Origin of the sequence: Streptomyces sp. NPDC085931, from assembly GCF_044540565.1 — a bacterium.
Taxonomy (GTDB): Bacteria; Actinomycetota; Actinomycetes; order Streptomycetales; family Streptomycetaceae; genus Streptomyces.
In genome coordinates, this window is record NZ_JBITSK010000003.1 from 558,369 (window position 1) to 574,857 (window position 16,489).

Genomic DNA, 16,489 nt, shown 5'->3' on the forward strand with positions numbered 1-16,489 from the left:
TTCGTCGTCAACGTCGGCGCCGGCGGCCGCCGGCCGCCCCCCGGTGGACTGGGGGCCCCGGGGGGCCCCCCGGGGGGGGGGGGGGCCGGGGGGGCCCGGCGGGCGGCGGCCGCCGCCGGCCGGACCCTCGGTGCTGCTCGCCTTCCCCGTCGCGCCGGGTGCACGCGGGTCAGGAGGGTTGGGGAGCCGCCATCCGCTGCCGGGTGCCCAGGGAGACGGTCTCGCGGGCCGGTGCGGGTGCGGCCGCGAGCCACTGGTGAGCGGCTTCCAGGGCGTGCCGGACGTCCCTGGTGCCGGTGGACACGCACAGCGTGTACGCCAGGTCGCGCGCCCGTGTGCTCACCTCTTCCGTCGCGCGGCCGGCCTCGGCGGCCGAGAGTGCCTCGTACTCGTCCACGAGGCGGCGCAGCACGGCGGGATGGGGCCTCAGCATGTCGTTTCGCTCCTTGTACGGGTCAGGTGGGTCAGGCCGTGGCGGAGGGGCCGCCGGTGCCCCGGTTCCCCGTCCGCTGCCCCAGCACCTCGTCGCGCACACGGGCGCAGCTGCGGCTGATGAGGCGGGAGACGTGCATCTGGGAGATGCCCAGCCGGTCCGCGATGCGGCTCTGGGTCATGTCCTCGAAGAAGCGCATGTAGAGGATGGCCCGCTCGCGCTCCGGCAGCCGGCGCAGGCCTTCCTTGGCCGACTCGCGGTCGACCACGGTGTCGTAGGACGAGTCGGCCGCGCCGAGGGTGTCGGCGAGGCTGTAGCCGTCGTCGTCGGCGGACAGCTCGGCGTCCAGCGACAGGGTGCTGAAGCTGTCGAGGGCCTCCAGTCCGGCGTTGACCTCGTCCTCGGTCAGGCCGGTGTGGGTGGCGATGTCCGCCACGGAGGGCTCGGGGCTGCCCGGGTTCTGGGTGAGTTCGCGCCGGGCGACACGCACCTTGTTGCGCAGTTCCTGTACGCGGCGCGGAACCCTCAGGGCCCACATGCGGTCCCGGAAGTGGCGCTTGACCTCGCCGGTGATGGTGGGGACGGCGTAGCTCTCGAAGGCTCCCCGGCTCGGGTCGAACCGGTCGATGGCCTTGACGAGCCCCAGGGCGGCGACCTGCCGGAGGTCCTCGAGGGACTCTCCGCGGTCGCGGAAGCGTCCGGCGATGCGGTGGGCCATGGGCAGCCAGAGCGTGACCAGTTCGTCGCGGACGGCTTCCCTCTCGGGCCCCTCGTCGAGTTCCGCCAGTCGGGCGAAGAGGGCGGCGGTGTCGGGAGCGTCGTCGTGACGCCGCTTGCCGGCGGTGGTCGTCGTTTCGGGCGTGCCGGGACGGTGGGTGGGCGTTTCGATGAGCATGCGGATTCGCTCCTGAACGGTGGTTTCAGGGATGACCGCGGGAAGGTTGCTGCCCGGATCGACCCGGACGGCCTCCGGGGCAGCCATACCGCTCCCGCTGGCGCGCCTCCGGTCCGAAGCACGAAACTGCGTCTGCCCTGACCCCGGTGGAACAAACTCCGCTTTGCCGAGCAATCTTCCGGAGCCGTCTCGGCGCCGCCTCCCGGCAGCTCAGGACAGGGGGACCACAGCGGTGATGCACTTGCCCCCGGTGGGCAGGTCGGACACCCGGATGTCGCGGGAGAGCCGGCAGACGATGGGCCAGCCGTGGCCGCCGTGCCGGGTGCGGCCGTGCGCATCGGTGCGCGGGACGGTCACCGGAAGCCGGTCGCTGCGGTCGCTCACCGAGACCCGGACGCCGGGTCCGTCGATGTCGACGTGGAAGTCGGTGACCCCGCCGCCGTGCAGGATCGCGTTGGTCGTCAGCTCCGAGGCGACGAGCAGCGCGTCGGACAGGGCGTTCGCGTCGCACGGTGTGCGGGTGGCGCGGCAGCGTTCGGCCACCGCCTGCTCCACGGCCCGGCGCGCGTCGGCCGGTTCGCACGGCCGGGCCCGGTTCGCGCCGGGCGGCTCGAAAACGGATTCGATCATGTGCTCCTCGCACATCCTTCTGCTCCCTGGTCGGTCAGGACGGAAGGGATGGATCCGGCTCACGTCCACGGCCGCTCGCACGGGCGGCCCTCGGGCTCACGGACCCGTTGCCTCCTTCGACTGCCGCGGCGTTCCCCACGCGCATCTCGCGAGCGCCGCGGCTCTCCTCTTCGGCTCACCTTTCCCCGCACCTGCAAACCTCCGGGCCACCTCCACGGCTCGAAAAGCCCTCGGCCGGCCGCGAACCCGCTGCCATCTCCGGGCGCCGGCGGGGTACGCGATGGTCATGACCGATGTGGTGGACTCCGACGAACTGCTGCGACGCATCCAGCGAGCGAGGGCCTGCGCGCAGCGGGAGGAGCAGGCGTGGCAGACCAGGAGCGAGCAGTTGGGCGCGACGGACCCCCAGGGCGCCCGGGACGCGACCGTACGGCGCATGTCCTACGAGGCGGTCCGCACGGTGCTGGACGAGATCCTGAACCCGGGCCGGCACGCGCCGGAGGGCTGACCCGGGGGTGAGGCGAGGGCGTGCACGGCGCTCCCGCCGCCGCGCGCGGATTGCGGGCGTCCGCTTCGGGCACCCGATGCACATGACAGCCGACCACACCCGTGCACCGGTCCTGGAAGCCCTGGACGCCTACCGCCGCAAGGGGCATCTGTCGTTCACGCCGCCGGGCCACAAGCAGGCCCGCGGTGCCGATCCGGAGGCCCGGGAGATCCTCGGGGACGCCGTGTACCTCGGGGACGTGCTGGCCACGGGCGGTCTGGACGACCGGCTCACCCGGGGCCGGGTGCTGCAGCGTGCGCAGGAACTCATGGCCGACGCGGTCCATGCCGACCACACGTTCTTCAGCACGTGCGGCAGTTCCCTGTCGGTGAAGGCCGCCATGCTGTCGGTCGCGGGTCCGCACGAGAAGCTGCTGGTCGGGCGGGACGCCCACAAGTCGGTGGTGTCCGGCCTGATCATCTCCGGCATCGAGCCGGTGTGGGTCGAGCCCCGCTGGGACGCCGAGCGGCACCTGGCGCATCCGCCGTCCGCCGAGGAGTTCAACCGGGCCTTCGAGGCCCACCCGGACGCCCGCGGCGCGCTGGTCACGAGCCCCACCCCCTACGGCGCCTGCGCGGACCTGCGGACGATCGCCGAGGTCTGCCACCGGCGCGCGCGGCCGCTGATCGTCGACGAGGCGTGGGGCGCGCATCTGCCGTTCCACCCGGATCTGCCGTCCTGGGCGATGGACGCGGGCGCGGACATCTGCGTGACCAGCATCCACAAGATGGGCAGCGGCCTGGAGCAGGGCTCCGTCTTCCACCTGCAGGGCGACCTCGTCCCGCCGGCCCTGCTCGGGATGCGCGCGGACCTGCTCGGCACCACCAGCCCTTCGTCGCTGATCTTCGCGGGCCTGGACGGCTGGCGCCGGCAGATGGCGCTGCACGGCGAGGAGCTGATGGGCGGTGCGCTGAGCCTGGCGGCCGAGGTGCGCGCCGCCGTCGAGGAGATCGACGGGATGCACGTCAACGGCCGCGACGACTTCTGCGGCCCCGGACTGGCCGACGACTTCGACCCGCTGCCGGGCGTCATCGACCTCACCGGGCTCGGCATCTCCGGCTTCCAGGCGGCGGACTGGCTGCGCGAGCACCGGCAGATCGAGGCGCATCTGGTGGACCACCGCCGTATCGGCACCCAGATCACCCACGGCGACGACCGGGAGACGACCGGCGAGCTGCTCTCGGCGCTGCGCGACCTGGCCCGGGTGGCGCGGGACCTGCCCCGGGCGCCGCGTGTGGCGGTGCCCTCGCCCGCCGAGCTGCGCATGGAACAGGCCGTGCTGCCGCGGGACGCGTTCTTCGGCCCGGCCGAGGAGGTGCCGGTGGCCGAGGCGGCCGGGCGGGTCGCGGCGGAGATGATCACCCCGTATCCCCCGGGCATCCCGGCGGTCCTGCCGGGTGAGCTGCTCACGGAGCCGGTGCTGGCGTACCTGCGCACCGGGCTGGAGGCGGGCATGCACCTTCCCGACCCGACGGACCCCGAGCTGGAGACGGTCCGGGTCGTCGTGGAGGGTGCCGCGAAGTGAAACGGGTCACGCGACCCGCTCTCGGCTACACGAACCCGCCCGGAATGGTTTACCGTTCACTCATACGTGGTGGCGGAGTCGACCCCCGTCCTCCGTGCCACCGCATCCGCCCTGGCTGGTTTCCCCCGTCCAGCCAGGGCTTTTTCCTGCCCGGACAGTCCCGGCCGGGAAGTCCCGTACGCCGAGGTGCCCAAGGCCCCGCCAGCGGCTGAAATGGGCGTAGGGACAGCACCGCAGTCGACGCCCGGCGAGGAGCTCCGCATGACCAAAGCGATCAAACTCCTGACCGCCCTGCCTCCGCCCCAGCGGCAGCGCCTGATGGCGCTCGCCCGGGAGGTGTCCTTCCCCGAGGACGCCCGCATCTTCGAGGCGGACGGCACGGCCGACCGCTTCTGGGTCATCCGCTCCGGTGCCGTCTCCCTGGACCAGCAGGTCAACTCCCTGCAGCGGGTGACCGTGGCCAGCCTCGGCGCGGGCGACCTGCTGGGCTGGTCCTGGCTGTTCCCGCCGTACACCTGGGACTTCGGAGCGGTGGCCTTCAGCCCGGTACGGGCCTACGAGTTCGACGCGAGGGCCGTGCTGGACCTGTGCGAGGAGGACCCGGAGCTCGGGCTGACGCTGGTGCGCAACGTCGCCGAGGTACTGGCGCACCGGCTGGAGATGACCCGGGGCAAGCTCATGGAGCAGTACACGCTGCACCGGCGCGGGGCGCTGTGAGGCCCCGCTCCCCTCAGACCCGGTAGCGGCGCAGCGCCGGTACGGCGCCGGCCAGGAGCAGCATCACGGCGACGACCAGCAGCCCGCCTCCCGCGACAGCGGTGCGGGGCCCGAAGGCGGACCCCGCGGTGCCGTGCAGCACGTCGGCCAGGCGCGGGCCGCCCGCCACGACCACGGTGAAGACGCCCTGCATGCGCCCGCGCATCTCGTCGGTGGCGGCGGACAGCAGGATCGCGCCGCGGAAGACCATGGAGACCATGTCGGCGACCCCCGCGACGGCGAGGAACGCCACCGCGACCCACAGGTCGGTGCTCAGCCCGAAGCCCGTGATGGCCGCGCCCCAGACGACGACCGCCCCGATCACCATCCAGCCGTGCCGGCGGGCTCGGGAGAAGGTCCCGGAGAACAGTCCGCCGAGCACCGCGCCGATCGGGATCGCCGCGAACAGCAGACCGAGCGCGAGCCCTTCGCCGTAGGACGCGTAGGTCTCGGCGGCGAGCTGCGGGAACAGCGCCCGGGGCATGCCGAGGACCATGGCGACGATGTCGGCGAGGAAGGACAGCAGCAGCACCGTGTGCCCCCACATGTAGCGGAAGCCGGCGGCGATCTCCTTCACGCCCGCGCGCCGCACCGCCGGGCCGGCCAGGGGCGGCAGCGCCGGCAGCCGGTACACGGCCCACACCGTGACGCACAGCGCCAGGGCGTCGATGAGATACAGCTCGGGCAGGCCGACGACGGGGATGAGGGCACCGGCGAGCAGCGGCCCGGCCACCTGCCCGGTCTGCATCACCGTGGAGCCGAGGGCGTTGGCGGCGGGCAGCTCGTCCGCCGGGACCAGACGGGCGATGGAGGCGCTGCGGGCCGGTGCGTTCAGGCCCCAGAAGGCCTGCTGCAGCGCGAGCAGGAGCATCAGCGCGGCCACCGACTCCAGGCCGGCGAAGGCCTGGAGCCAGAACAGCAGTGAGGTGACGGCGATGCCGGCGTTGGTGATCAGCAGCAGCTTGCGCCGGTCCATGGTGTCGGCGATCGCCCCGCCCCACAGCGCGAACACGATCAGCGGCACCAGCCCCGCCAGGCTCGCCGCGCCCACCCACGCCGAGGAGCCCGTGATGTCGTAGATCTGCTTGGGCACGGCCACGGCCGTGAGCTGGCTGCCGACGGCCGTGACGATGGTGGAGGCCCACAGGCGCCGGTAGGCGGGGCGGCGCAGCGGGCGGGTGTCCATGGCCCAGCGGCGCCAGCCGCGCCGCCGGGGCGCTTGCGGCTCGGGGTCCCGCCGTTCGGTCGTGTTCTCGCTCGCGTCCACGCGCCGTCGCTTTCTCGATGCTCACTACATCTTTCCGGGCGGGATCACTATCGCACCCGCCGCCGGCCGCCCGGCGGCCGATGTCAGCTTCCGGCGATGAGCAGGGCACCGAGCACGATCATGGTGACGGCGACCAGGCCGTCCAGGACGCGCCAGGCGGCGGGCTTGGCGAGGAACCGGCCGAGCAGCCGGGCGCCGAACCCCAGAGCGGTGAACCAGCACAGGCTGGCCAGCACGGCGCCCGTACCGAACGTCCAGCGCAGCGGGCCGTGGTCGGCGGCGACGGAACCGAGCAGGAACACGGTGTCGAGGTACACGTGCGGGTTGAGCCAGGTCATCGCCAGGCAGGTGAGCACGGCCCGGCGCACCGAACCGGCCGCCTCGCCCTCCGCGCGCAGCGCGCCCCCGTCCGGCCGGAACACCCGCCGGGCCGCCAGTGCCCCGTAGCAGAGCAGGAAGGCGCCGCCGATCCAGCCGACCGCCGTCAGCGCGCCCGGCCACGCCACCACGACCGCCCCGACCCCGCCGACACCGAGCGCGATGAGCAGCGCGTCCGACAGCGCGCAGATGGCGACGACGGCGAGGACCGCCTGCCGGCGTACCCCCTGGCGCAGGACGAAGGCGTTCTGGGCGCCGATGGCGACGATGAGGGACAGTCCGGTGCCGAAACCGGCGGCGCCGGCGGTGAGGGTGCTGGTCATGGCGTCGACGCTACGGACGGTGCCCGAGGCCGGTCCAGCTGAAGATTCTTACGTATCGTTAGCGGATGTGATGATGCCCGATCTCCCACTGGATCAGCTGCGGACGCTGCTGGCGGTCGTGGACGAGGGAACGTTCGACGCGGCGGCCGCCCGGCTGCATGTGACGCCGTCCGCGATCAGCCAGCGCGTGAAGGCGCTGGAGCAGCGCACGGGCCGGGTCGTGCTGCTGCGGACCAAGCCCGTGCGGCCGACCGAGTCCGGGGCGGTGCTGGTACGGCTGGCCCGCCAGGTGGCGCGGCTGGAGCGGGACGCGTACGCCGAACTCGGGCTGAGCGGCACCGGGGAGCCGGTCCGGGTGTCCGTGGCGGTGAACGCCGACTCGCTGGCCACCTGGTTCCTGCCCGTGCTCTCCCGGGTGCCACCTGAGCTGCGGCTGTACTTCGAGCTGCGCCGCGAGGACGAGGACCACACGGCGGCGCTGCTGCGGGAGGGCGCCGTGATGGCCGCGGTGACGTCGTCGCCGGACCCGGTGCCGGGCTGCTCCGTGCGCGCGCTCGGGCGGATGCGGTATCTGCCCGTCGCCGCGCCGGACTTCGCCGCGCGCCGGCCGGCCGGGCCACTGGCGGAGGTGCTGCTGGAGGCGCCCGTGGTGGTCTTCGACCGGCGGGACGACTTCCAGGACGGCTTCGTGCGCCGGCTCACCCGCGGGCGGAGCGGCGCGAGCGCGCTGCGCCACTACGTGCCGACGTCGGAGGGGTTCGTCGAGGCGGTCGCCGCCGGGCTGGGCTGGGGCCTGGTGCCGGAGGCCCAGGCGGAGCCCTTGCTGCGCGCCGGCCGTCTCGTGGGCATCGCCCCGGAGCTGACCGTGGACGTGCCGCTGTACTGGCAGCAGTGGAGACTCGACTCGCCGGCCCTGGCCCAGGTGGCGCAGACGGTCACCGCGACCGCCGCGCGGGCCCTGCGCACCTGACGCCCACGCGCGGGCCCGCCACGCCCTATCCGCCGATGGCCTCCAGCCGGGCGGCCGCGCTGTCCAGGATCATGTCCAGGGCCGTCGGGTAGGCGCTGGTGACCATGCGCGTGGCGAGCAGCGGAGCCGCCTCGGCGATGCGGGGGTGGGTGGCGGCGGGCAGCCGGGCGTACGTCGAGCGCCACATGTCCTCGTCGGCGCGGAGCGACGCGTCGGGCAGGGCCAGCGCGGCGGCGTCCAGGGCGGCGAAGCCCAGGGTGGTGTCGATGAAGGCGTGGTACACCCGCACCGCCTCCGGCAGCGGGAAGCCCGCCGTGCGCAGGACGTCCAGGACCGCCTCGTCGGCCGCGAGCTCGTGGGCGCGGCCCGAGACCCGGCTCGCGGTGAGCACCGCCGCCTGCGGATGCTCGACGTAGGCGGCGTGCACGGCCAGCCCGAACGCCCGCAGGTCCGCCCGCCACTCCCCCGTGCGCCGCCAGCCGTCCAGCGCCCGGCCGACGAGGGCGTCGCCGATGGCGAGCGTCAGGTCGTCCATGCCCCGGAAGTAGCGGTAGAGCGTGCTCGGATCGGCGTCCAGGGCCAGGCCGAGGCGGCGGGCGGTCAGGCCCGCGCTGCCGTGCTCGCGCAGCAGCCGCAGCGCCGTGCGGACGATCAGCTCCTCGGACAGCACCGTGCCGCGCTTGGTGGGCCTGCGGCGGCGGCGCTTGTCCTCGGGCACCACGGGCTTGGGCACGTCGGTCTCCTCCTCGCTCCGGGCCGGGCCACCGGCCTTATGCCAACGCCATTGACCTTATGTCGCCGGGCGGCGTTGTATCTCCCCCGAGGGCGCGCCACGTTCTTCGCACAGAGGGAGTTCCTGTCATGCGTGTACTGCTCGTGGGTGCCGGCGGTGTGGGCGGCGCGATCACCCGGATCGCCGCCCGGCGGCCGTTCTTCGAGGCGATGGTGGTGGCCGACTACGACCCGGACCGGGCGAGGGCGGCGGTCGCGGCGGTCGGTGGCGATCCGCGGTTCACCGCCGAACGGGTCGACGCGGGCGACGAGGCGGCCGTGGCCGCCCTGCTGGCCTCGCACCGCTGCGACGTCCTGCTCAACGCCACCGACCCCCGCTTCGTGATGCCGCTGTTCCGCGCGGCCGGCGCGGCGGGCGCCACCTATGTCGACATGGCGATGTCGCTGTCGCGGCCGCACCCTCGGCGGCCGTACGAGGAGTGCGGGGTCAAGCTCGGCGACGAACAGTTCGCCGAGGCCGGGCAGTGGGCGGAGGAAGGGCTGCTGGCCCTGGTCGGGATGGGGGTCGAGCCGGGCCTGTCGGACGTGTTCGCCCGCCACGCCGCCGACGAACTCTTCGACGAGATCGAGGAGATCGGCATCCGGGACGGCGCGAACCTCACCGTCGACGGCTACGACTTCGCGCCCTCGTTCAGCATCTGGACGACCATCGAGGAGTGCCTCAACCCGCCGGTCGTCTACGAGGCGGACCGGGGCTGGTACACCACCGAGCCCTTCAGCGAGCCCGAGGTGTTCGACTTCCCCGAGGGCATCGGGGAGGTCGAGTGCGTGAACGTGGAGCACGAGGAGGTGCTGCTGGTCCCCCGCTGGGTCGACGCGCGCCGGGTCACCTTCAAGTACGGCCTGGGCCGGGAGTTCGTCGAGACGCTGCGGACGCTGCACCTGCTGGGCCTGGACCGCACCGACCCGGTGACGGTGCCGGGGCCCCGGGGCCCGGTGGCGGTCTCGCCCCGGGACGTGGTCGCCGCGTGCCTGCCCGACCCGGCGACGCTGGGCGAGCGGATGCACGGCAAGACGTGCGCGGGCACCTGGGTGCGGGGTGTGAAGGACGGCAGGCCGCGCGAGGTGTACCTGTACCACGTGGTCGACAACCAGTGGTCGATGGCCGAGTACGGCTCGCAGGCCGTGGTGTGGCAGACCGCGGTCAACCCCGTCGTGGCGCTCGAACTGCTCGCCACGGGCGCCTGGTCCGGGACCGGCGTGCTCGGCCCCGAGGCGTTCCCGGCCCGGCCGTTCCTCGACCTGCTGACGGCCTACGGCTCCCCCTGGGGCATGCGGGAGCAGTGAACGCGTGTGAACGGTTCTCCACGAAGCTCCTGTTTCACCGGGCATCGACAGGTGACCCGAAAAGGAGTAAGCATCCGAAAGAGCACGTTTCTACTGCGATGCAGGTGACTTCGATGGACAACTGGCGCAACCACTCTGCCTGCCGGAACGAGGACCCCGAACTCTTCTTCCCGATCGGCACCTCCGGCCCGGCCCTGATGCAGACCCAGCAGGCCAAGGCGGTGTGCAGGCGCTGCCCGGTGCAGGAGCAGTGCCTGGAGTGGGCGCTGGACACGGGACAGTCCATCGGCGTGTGGGGCGGGACGAGTGAGGACGAACGGCGTGCGCTGAAGCGGCGTGCCGCGGCGCGGCGGCGCTCGGGCTGAGCGGTGCGGGGCCGCCCGCGGGCGGTCCCGCCTTCCGCTCGTGACCGCCGGCCACCCGTGGCGGACGCGGCTCACCGCACTGCACCGACACGACCGCGCGGTGCCCCGGCCGTTCCCGGCCCGGGGCACCGCGCGGTCGTCCGCGGTTCAGCCGCGTCGCAGCGTCCCCCACGGCTTCTCCTGGCGGGCCACCTCCGCCTTCGCCTCGTCGATCACCTGCAGGTCGACCCAGCCCAGCGGCCGGACGTCGATGACCAGGGGCTCGTTGTCCGGCCCGCGCGCGATCTCCTTGCCCGTGAGCACCCAGGGACGGACCCCGGGCCCCTTCTCGTGGGGCAGGTGGGCGTAGTCGTACAGCCGCCTGGCCACCCACAGGCGGACCGGCCGGTCCTCCCACCACTCCTCGACGTCGAGCGGGTTGGCGGACAGGCCCGGCATGGGCACGCCCGTCAGTTCGTCCGTGCTGGACCCGTCGCGGAGATCGGTCCCGGGGCCGCGGGACCAGCGCACGTACAGGTCCTGGTCCCCGTCGACCAGTTCGGCGAGTTCGTCGAGTGTGCGCACGACCCGCAGGCCGTCCGGTGCACTCATGTCGTGACCTCCTTCCTCGACGTGGTCAGGCCGACGGAGTACCCGCCCGGCGCGAGCGGAACCGGGCGTTCGGCACGACGCGCCGGGGCCGCCCGGCGGCGTTACGCTCGCGGCACGTCCGTCCGCCGCCGAAGGGGCCCGACCATGAGCGTGCGCGTCCGCCGCGTCTACGATCCGCCCGAACCGCGGGACGGCGTACGGGTCCTGGTCGACCGGCTGTGGCCGCGCGGTCTGGCGAAGGACGCGGCGCGGGTGGACGAGTGGCCGAAGGCCCTCACCCCGTCGACGGAGCTGCGGCGCTGGTACCACGCCGGCGAGGGCACGTACGAGGAGTTCGCCGAGCGGTACGAGGCGGAGCTCGCCGCCGGGGAGGCGGCCGAGGCCCTGGACGGGCTGCGGCGGCTGGCCCGCGAGGGCGCGCTGACGCTGCTGACCGCGTCGAAGACCCCGGCGGAGAGCCATGCCTCGGTGCTGGCCCGCCTCCTGCGGGCGTAGCCACGCGCGGAGCGTGGGGGCCGTCGCGGGCCCGGGTCAGGCGGTCTGCCGGGCCGCCGCCCGGCCCGCGGCGCGCCCGGAGAACAGGCAGCCGCCGAGGAAGGTGCCCTCCAGGGCGTTGTAGCCGTGCACCCCGCCGCCGCCGAAGCCGGCGACCTCCCCGGCCGCGTACAGCCCCTCGACCGGCGTGCCGTCGATGCCGAGGGCGCGGGAGTCGAGGTCGGTCTGGATGCCGCCCAGGGTCTTGCGGGTGAGGATGTGCAGCTTGACGCCGACGAGGGGCCCCGCGGCCGGGTCCAGGATGCGGTGCGGAGCGGCGACCCGGCCGAGCCGGTCGCCGATGTAGCGGCGGGCGTTGCGGATGCCCTGGATCTGCGCGTCCTTGGCGTAGGGGTTGGCGATCTGCAGGTCGCGGGCCTCGATCTGGCGCCTGATCTCCGCGGCGTCGAGCAGGGGCTCGTCGGTGAGCTGGTTCATCTTCTCCACGAGCTGTTCGAGGCGGGGCGCGGTCACGAAGTCGGCGCCCTTGCGCAGGAACGCGTCGACCGGCCCGGGGGCGCCCTTGCCGAGGATGCGCTCCTTGAGGAACCCGGCGCGGTCCTTGGCCGTGATGTCCGGGTTCTGCTCGGAGCCCGACAGGGCGAACTCCTTCTCGATGATCTTCCGGGTGAGGATGAACCAGGAGTGGTCGTACCCGGCGATGTCCTCGGTGGTGCGCAGGTGCCTGAGGGTGCCGAGGGTGTCGTAGCCCGGCAGGTACGGGCCGGGCAGGCGGCGGCCGAGGGCGTCGAACCACATCGAGGACGGGCCGGGCAGGATGCGGATGCCGTGCCCGGGCCAGATCGGGTCCCAGTTGCGCAGGCCCTCGGTGTAGTGCCACATGCGGTCGCGGTTGACCAGGCGCACGCCGGCCTCGGCGCTGATGTCGAGCATCCGCCCGTCGACGTAGGCCGGCACGCCCGTCACCATCTCCTTCGGCGGGGTGCCGAGGCGCTCGGGCCAGTGGCGGCGGACGATGTCGTGGTCGGCGCCGATGCCGCCGCTGGTGACGATCACGGCCTGGGCGGTGAGCTCGAACGCGCCGGTCGCGTCCCGGTTGGAGGCCACGCCGCGGGGTGCGGTGTCCTCGGCCAGGACCGTGCCGCGCACGCCCTTCGCGGTGCCGCCCTCGACGAGCAGGGCGTCGACGCGGTGGCGGTGGTGGAAGGTGAGCAGGCCGTCGCGCGCGGCCTGCTTCGCGGAGCGGACGAAGGGCTCGACGACGCCGGTGCCGGTGCCCCAGGCGATGTGGAAGCGGGGCACGGTGTTGCCGTGTCCGTGCGCGGTGAGATCGCCGCGCTCGGCCCAGCCGACGGTGGGCAGGAAGGTGATGCCGTGGCCGTCGAGCCAGGACCGCTTCTCCCCCGCGGCCCACTCGACGTAGGCCCGGGCCCAGCGCACGGCCCAGGAGTCCTCGTCGTCCAGGCGGTCGAAGCGGGCGCTGCCCCGCCAGTCGCTCCAGGCGAGGTCGAAGGAGTCCTTGATGCCGAGGCGGCGCTGTTCCGGCGAGTCGACGAGGAACAGTCCGCCGAAGGACCAGAAGGCCTGGCCGCCGAGGTTGGCGGCGTTCTCCTGGTCGACGAGGGCGACCCTGCGGCCCCTGCTGGTCAGTTCGTGTGCCGCGACCAGGCCGGCGAGGCCCGCTCCGACGACGATGACGTCGGCGTCCATGGCGACGTTCCCTTCCTCAGTGCTTCGCGTGATCGGGGGTGCCGCTGCCGTCGGTCAGCAGGGCCGTGAGCAGTTGCTTCAGCCAGGCCCGGGCGTGTTCGACGTCCCGGTCCAGCAGCAGTTGCGTGGTGACGCCGTCGTACGCCGCGACCACGGCGTGGGCGGCGCCGTCGGTGTCGCCGAGGACGGCGGGCAGCGCGGTGTGCCCGCGGGCGCGGGCGAGGCGGTCGGCGATCGCCTCCCGCAGCCGCGCCCGGTGTTCCAGCAGGGTGCGGGCCACCTCCGGGTCGCGGGCCGCGTGCACCAGGAAGTCCGTCTTGACCAGCAGCCAGTCCCGGTCGAGGAGCAGCGCGTCGGTGACGCGGTCCACGGCGGCCGGGACGTCGAGGCCGGGTCCGTCGAGGGCGAGGGCCCCGGACACCTGCTCGGCGATCAGCTCGGCCCGCTCCCGGTAGAGGGCGAAGAACAGCTCGTCGAGGCTGGAGAAGTTGGAGTAGAAGGCACCCCTGCTGTAGCCGGCGGCCTCGCAGATCTCCTCGATGGAGACGTGCCCGAAGCCCTTGGCCGCGAAGACGGCGAACGCGGCGTCCAGCAGGTTGGCGCGGGTGCGTACCCGGCGCCGGGTCACGCGGCCGGTCGTTGCCCGCACGGTCGGCCTCCTTTCGATACGGGAATGTATTCCATGCATCGCTGTATCGAAAGAGCCGGTCCCGACATGGAACATACTTTCGATTCGGAGGTACGCTGCAGTCATGCACCTCCAGGGCTCCCTCTTCGACCAGACCGACGAGCTGCGCCTCGGTCCGCTCGACGGAATCCACCGCACCGAGCTGGGCTTCGGCGCCTGGCTCGACGTGCTGCCCGGGTGGCTCTCCGGCTCCGACGCGCTGTTCGAACAGCTCGCCGCCGAGGTGCCCTGGCGCGCGGAGCGGCGCCAGATGTACGACCACGTCGTCGCCGTGCCCCGGCTGCTGGCGTACTACGGCGCCGGCGAGGCGCTGCCGCACCCGGTGCTGGCCGAGGCGCGGGACGCGCTGAGCGCCCACTACGGCGAGGAGCTGGGCGAGCCGTTCACCACGGCCGGTCTGTGCTACTACCGCGACGGCCGGGACAGCGTCGCCTGGCACGGCGACCGGATCGGGCGCGGCGCCCGTGAGGACACGATGGTCGCCATCCTGTCCGTCGGAGCACCCCGGGACCTGCTGCTGCGGCCCCTGCGCGGCGGCCGGGACACCGTGCGCCGCCCGCTGGGCCACGGCGACCTCGTCGTCATGGGCGGCTCCTGCCAGCGCACCTGGGAGCACGCGATCCCGAAGAGCACCCGGGCGGCCGGCCCGCGCATCAGCATCCAGTTCCGCCCGCACGGCGTGCACTGACGCGCCGCCCCCGGACTCCTCGCCGCGGCGGCCCCCGCCGGGCGGACCCGGCGGTTCCGTCCGCCGCCGGGTCTGCTTTCCTTCTCCCGTCGGGAGCGGAACCGGGACCACACGACGCGGGGCGGACATGCGGGCAGGCGTACAGCACGTCGCGGACGGCACCTACCTGGTGCACGGCTCGAACACCAACTGGGTGATCCTCACCGAAGGGGACGCCGTCACGCTGGTCGACACCGGCTACCCCGGCGACCGGGAGCAGCTCCTGGCCTCGCTCGCGGAGGTGGGCGCCGCCCCGGAGGCGGTGGCGGCCGTGCTGATCACGCACGCGCACAACGACCACCTCGGATCCGCCGAGTACCTGCGGGCCGCCCACGGCACGCCCGTGTACCTGCACGAGGCCGAAGTGCCGCACGCGCGGCGGGACTTCCTGCAGCAGGTGACCGTCGGGACGGTGCTGCGCAACGCCTGGCGCCCCGGGGTGCTGTCCTGGACGGCGCACGTCCTGCGGTCCGGCGGCACGCAGCAGCACCCCGTCACCACCCCCGAGCCGTTCCCGCGAGCGGGCGCCCTGGACCTGCCCGGGCGTCCCGTGCCGGTGCACACCCCGGGCCACACGGACGGCCACTGCGCCTACCACCTGCCGGGCATCGGCGCGCTGATCTCGGGCGACGCCCTGGTCAGCGGGCACACCACCTCGCGCATCGAGGGGCCGCAGCTGCTGCCGGACATGTTCCACCACGAGCGGCCGCGCGCGGTGGCCTCCCTGGACGTCCTCGCCGCGCTGGAGGGCGAGTTGCTGCTGCCCGGGCACGGGCCGGTGCACCGCGGTCCGGTGCGCGACGCCGCGCTCCGGGCCCGGGAACGCGCCCTTTAGAGTGAGGCAACGATCGGCGGCTAGACAAGGACACCCGGCGTATGGCACTGCAGATCAGCGCGACGAACCCGGAGCACCCCGCGCTCCTGCTGGAGCTGCCCTGGGACGTGCCCCTGGAGGACTGGCCGGAGGAGTACCTGATCCCGCTGCCGCGCGGCATCTCCCGCCACGTGGTGCGCTACTCGCGCGCCGGGGACGAGGTGATCGCCGTCAAGGAGCTGGCCGAGCGGCCCGCGCTGCGCGAGTACGAGCTGCTGCGCGACCTGGACCGGCTCGGGATCCCCGCGGTGGACCCGCTGGCGGTGGTCACCGGCCGCACCGACGCCGACGGCGCCCCGCTGGAGAGCGTGCTGGTCACCCGGCACCTGGGCGGCTCGATGCCGTACCGCTCCATGTTCGAGACGACCATGCGCCCGGCCACCATGCACCGGCTGATGGACGCGCTCGCCGTGCTCCTGGTGCGGCTGCACCTGGCCGGGTTCGCCTGGGGCGACTGCTCGCTGTCCAACACCCTCTTCCGGCGCGACGCGGGCGCCTACGCGGCCTACCTGGTGGACGCCGAGACCGGTGACCTGCACCCGCAGCTCAGCCAGGGGCAGCGCGAGTACGACCTGGACCTCGCCCGGGTGAACATCAGCGGGGAGCTGCTGGACCTGGAGGCCTCCGGGGCGCTGCACCCGTCCGTGGACCCGATCGAGTTCGGCATGGAGATCTGCGCCCGCTACCGCGGCCTGTGGGACGAGCTGACCCGCACCTCGGTCTACCCGGCGGGCAAGCACCACTACATCGAACGCCGCATCCGCCGCCTGAACGAACTCGGCTTCGACGTCGCCGAGATGCAGATCGAGCACGCGTCCAACGGGGACACGGTCACCTTCGTGCCCAAGGTCGTCGACGCGGGCCACCACCAGCGCCAGCTGCTGCGGCTCACCGGACTCGACACCGAGGAGAACCAGGCCCGGCGGCTGCTGAACGACCTGGAGAGCTGGATGGCCACCCAGGACGACTACGCCCCCGGCGACCCCCTCGGTGCCCGCCCCGAGGTCCTCGCCCACCGCTGGGTGCGGGAGGTCTTCCGGCCGACCGTGCGGGCCGTCCCGCCCGAACTGCGCGGCTCCATGGACCCGGCGGAGATCTACCACCAGCTCCTGGAACACCGCTGGTACCTGTCCGAGCGGGCCCAGCACGACATCGGCCTCGACACGGCGGTCGAGGACTACATCAAGAACATCCTGCCGAAGGCCCGCAAGACGCTGCAGCCGACGGCGGAGTGAG

Annotated in this window: 19 protein-coding genes; 10 read left to right on the plus strand and 9 right to left on the minus strand. The window is 73.5% G+C overall.

The window, feature by feature from the left end; all coding sequences use genetic code 11:
* Window positions 1-169: 169 nt before the first annotated feature.
* From ACIGAN_RS08470 to ACIGAN_RS08480, 3 genes are all read right to left on the minus strand, one after another.
* Entirely contained in the window at window positions 170-433 is a 264-nt protein-coding gene (locus tag ACIGAN_RS08470; protein ID WP_399856112.1) for a DUF5133 domain-containing protein, read from the minus strand.
* Between the two features lie 31 nt (window positions 434-464).
* Entirely contained in the window at window positions 465-1,328 is an 864-nt protein-coding gene (locus ACIGAN_RS08475) for an RNA polymerase sigma factor SigF (RefSeq protein ID WP_399856115.1), read from the minus strand.
* 210 nt (window positions 1,329-1,538) lie between these two features.
* Window positions 1,539-1,973: an ATP-binding protein gene (locus ACIGAN_RS08480; protein WP_399856118.1), complete on the minus strand. Its 435-nt coding sequence runs from the start codon at window positions 1,971-1,973 to the stop codon at window positions 1,539-1,541.
* Between the two features lie 271 nt (window positions 1,974-2,244).
* On the opposite strand from ACIGAN_RS08480, the gene ACIGAN_RS08485 reads away from it, so the two are divergent.
* The 3 genes from ACIGAN_RS08485 (at window position 2,245) to ACIGAN_RS08495 (ending at window position 4,747) form a co-directional block, all read left to right on the plus strand.
* The gene (locus ACIGAN_RS08485; RefSeq protein WP_399856121.1) at window positions 2,245-2,466 is read left to right on the plus strand and encodes a hypothetical protein; all 222 of its coding nucleotides are present in this window, start codon (window positions 2,245-2,247) and stop codon (window positions 2,464-2,466) included.
* 82 nt (window positions 2,467-2,548) lie between these two features.
* Entirely contained in the window at window positions 2,549-4,030 is a 1,482-nt protein-coding gene (locus ACIGAN_RS08490; protein WP_399856124.1) for an aminotransferase class I/II-fold pyridoxal phosphate-dependent enzyme, read from the plus strand.
* A gap of 261 nt (window positions 4,031-4,291) precedes the next feature.
* Window positions 4,292-4,747, plus strand: coding sequence for a cyclic nucleotide-binding domain-containing protein (locus ACIGAN_RS08495; RefSeq protein ID WP_365094220.1), 456 nt, complete (start codon window positions 4,292-4,294; stop codon window positions 4,745-4,747).
* A 13-nt stretch (window positions 4,748-4,760) separates the two neighbouring features.
* On the opposite strand, the gene ACIGAN_RS08500 is transcribed toward ACIGAN_RS08495, so the two are convergent.
* Both ACIGAN_RS08500 and ACIGAN_RS08505 read right to left on the minus strand, forming a co-directional pair.
* Window positions 4,761-6,053 carry an MFS transporter gene (locus ACIGAN_RS08500; RefSeq protein WP_399856128.1) on the minus strand — a complete coding sequence of 431 codons (1,293 nt, stop codon included), beginning with the start codon at window positions 6,051-6,053 and terminating at the stop codon, window positions 4,761-4,763.
* 83 nt (window positions 6,054-6,136) lie between these two features.
* Entirely contained in the window at window positions 6,137-6,754 is a 618-nt protein-coding gene (locus ACIGAN_RS08505) for a LysE/ArgO family amino acid transporter (RefSeq protein WP_365741740.1), read from the minus strand.
* 70 nt (window positions 6,755-6,824) lie between these two features.
* Here ACIGAN_RS08505 and ACIGAN_RS08510 point away from each other — a divergent pair, with 70 nt between their 5' ends.
* The gene (locus tag ACIGAN_RS08510) at window positions 6,825-7,724 is read left to right on the plus strand and encodes a LysR family transcriptional regulator ArgP (RefSeq protein ID WP_365741742.1); all 900 of its coding nucleotides are present in this window, start codon (window positions 6,825-6,827) and stop codon (window positions 7,722-7,724) included.
* A gap of 25 nt (window positions 7,725-7,749) precedes the next feature.
* Here the strand turns inward: ACIGAN_RS08510 and ACIGAN_RS08515 are convergent, their stop codons facing one another.
* A complete protein-coding gene (locus tag ACIGAN_RS08515) occupies window positions 7,750-8,457 on the minus strand; it encodes a TetR/AcrR family transcriptional regulator (protein WP_365094209.1) in 708 nt (235 codons plus the stop codon).
* 128 nt (window positions 8,458-8,585) lie between these two features.
* Between ACIGAN_RS08515 and ACIGAN_RS08520 the strand changes: the two genes are divergently transcribed.
* On the plus strand, window positions 8,586-9,803 hold the full coding sequence (locus tag ACIGAN_RS08520) for a saccharopine dehydrogenase family protein (protein WP_399856132.1): 1,218 nt from the start codon (window positions 8,586-8,588) through the stop codon (window positions 9,801-9,803).
* Window positions 9,804-9,916: 113 nt separating this feature from the next.
* A complete protein-coding gene (locus ACIGAN_RS08525; RefSeq protein WP_365094205.1) occupies window positions 9,917-10,168 on the plus strand; it encodes a WhiB family transcriptional regulator in 252 nt (83 codons plus the stop codon).
* Window positions 10,169-10,315: 147 nt separating this feature from the next.
* Here the strand turns inward: ACIGAN_RS08525 and ACIGAN_RS08530 are convergent, their stop codons facing one another.
* Entirely contained in the window at window positions 10,316-10,759 is a 444-nt protein-coding gene (locus tag ACIGAN_RS08530) for a DUF6098 family protein (protein WP_399856135.1), read from the minus strand.
* Window positions 10,760-10,903: 144 nt separating this feature from the next.
* Here ACIGAN_RS08530 and ACIGAN_RS08535 point away from each other — a divergent pair, with 144 nt between their 5' ends.
* A complete protein-coding gene (locus ACIGAN_RS08535; protein ID WP_399856137.1) occupies window positions 10,904-11,254 on the plus strand; it encodes a DUF488 domain-containing protein in 351 nt (116 codons plus the stop codon).
* A gap of 36 nt (window positions 11,255-11,290) precedes the next feature.
* On the opposite strand, the gene ACIGAN_RS08540 is transcribed toward ACIGAN_RS08535, so the two are convergent.
* Both ACIGAN_RS08540 and ACIGAN_RS08545 read right to left on the minus strand, forming a co-directional pair.
* Entirely contained in the window at window positions 11,291-12,964 is a 1,674-nt protein-coding gene (locus ACIGAN_RS08540; protein WP_399856140.1) for an FAD-binding dehydrogenase, read from the minus strand.
* A gap of 16 nt (window positions 12,965-12,980) precedes the next feature.
* Window positions 12,981-13,652 (minus strand): TetR/AcrR family transcriptional regulator, encoded by a 672-nt coding sequence (locus ACIGAN_RS08545; protein WP_399856142.1) that lies wholly within the window; start codon window positions 13,650-13,652, stop codon window positions 12,981-12,983.
* Window positions 13,653-13,716: 64 nt separating this feature from the next.
* Here ACIGAN_RS08545 and ACIGAN_RS08550 point away from each other — a divergent pair, with 64 nt between their 5' ends.
* The 3 genes from ACIGAN_RS08550 (at window position 13,717) to ACIGAN_RS08560 (ending at window position 16,488) form a co-directional block, all read left to right on the plus strand.
* A complete protein-coding gene (locus ACIGAN_RS08550) occupies window positions 13,717-14,340 on the plus strand; it encodes an alpha-ketoglutarate-dependent dioxygenase AlkB (RefSeq protein ID WP_365741754.1) in 624 nt (207 codons plus the stop codon).
* A gap of 127 nt (window positions 14,341-14,467) precedes the next feature.
* The gene (locus ACIGAN_RS08555; protein WP_399856144.1) at window positions 14,468-15,214 is read left to right on the plus strand and encodes an MBL fold metallo-hydrolase; all 747 of its coding nucleotides are present in this window, start codon (window positions 14,468-14,470) and stop codon (window positions 15,212-15,214) included.
* A 41-nt stretch (window positions 15,215-15,255) separates the two neighbouring features.
* On the plus strand, window positions 15,256-16,488 hold the full coding sequence (locus tag ACIGAN_RS08560; RefSeq protein WP_365741758.1) for a DUF4032 domain-containing protein: 1,233 nt from the start codon (window positions 15,256-15,258) through the stop codon (window positions 16,486-16,488).
* Window position 16,489 lies beyond the last annotated feature (1 nt).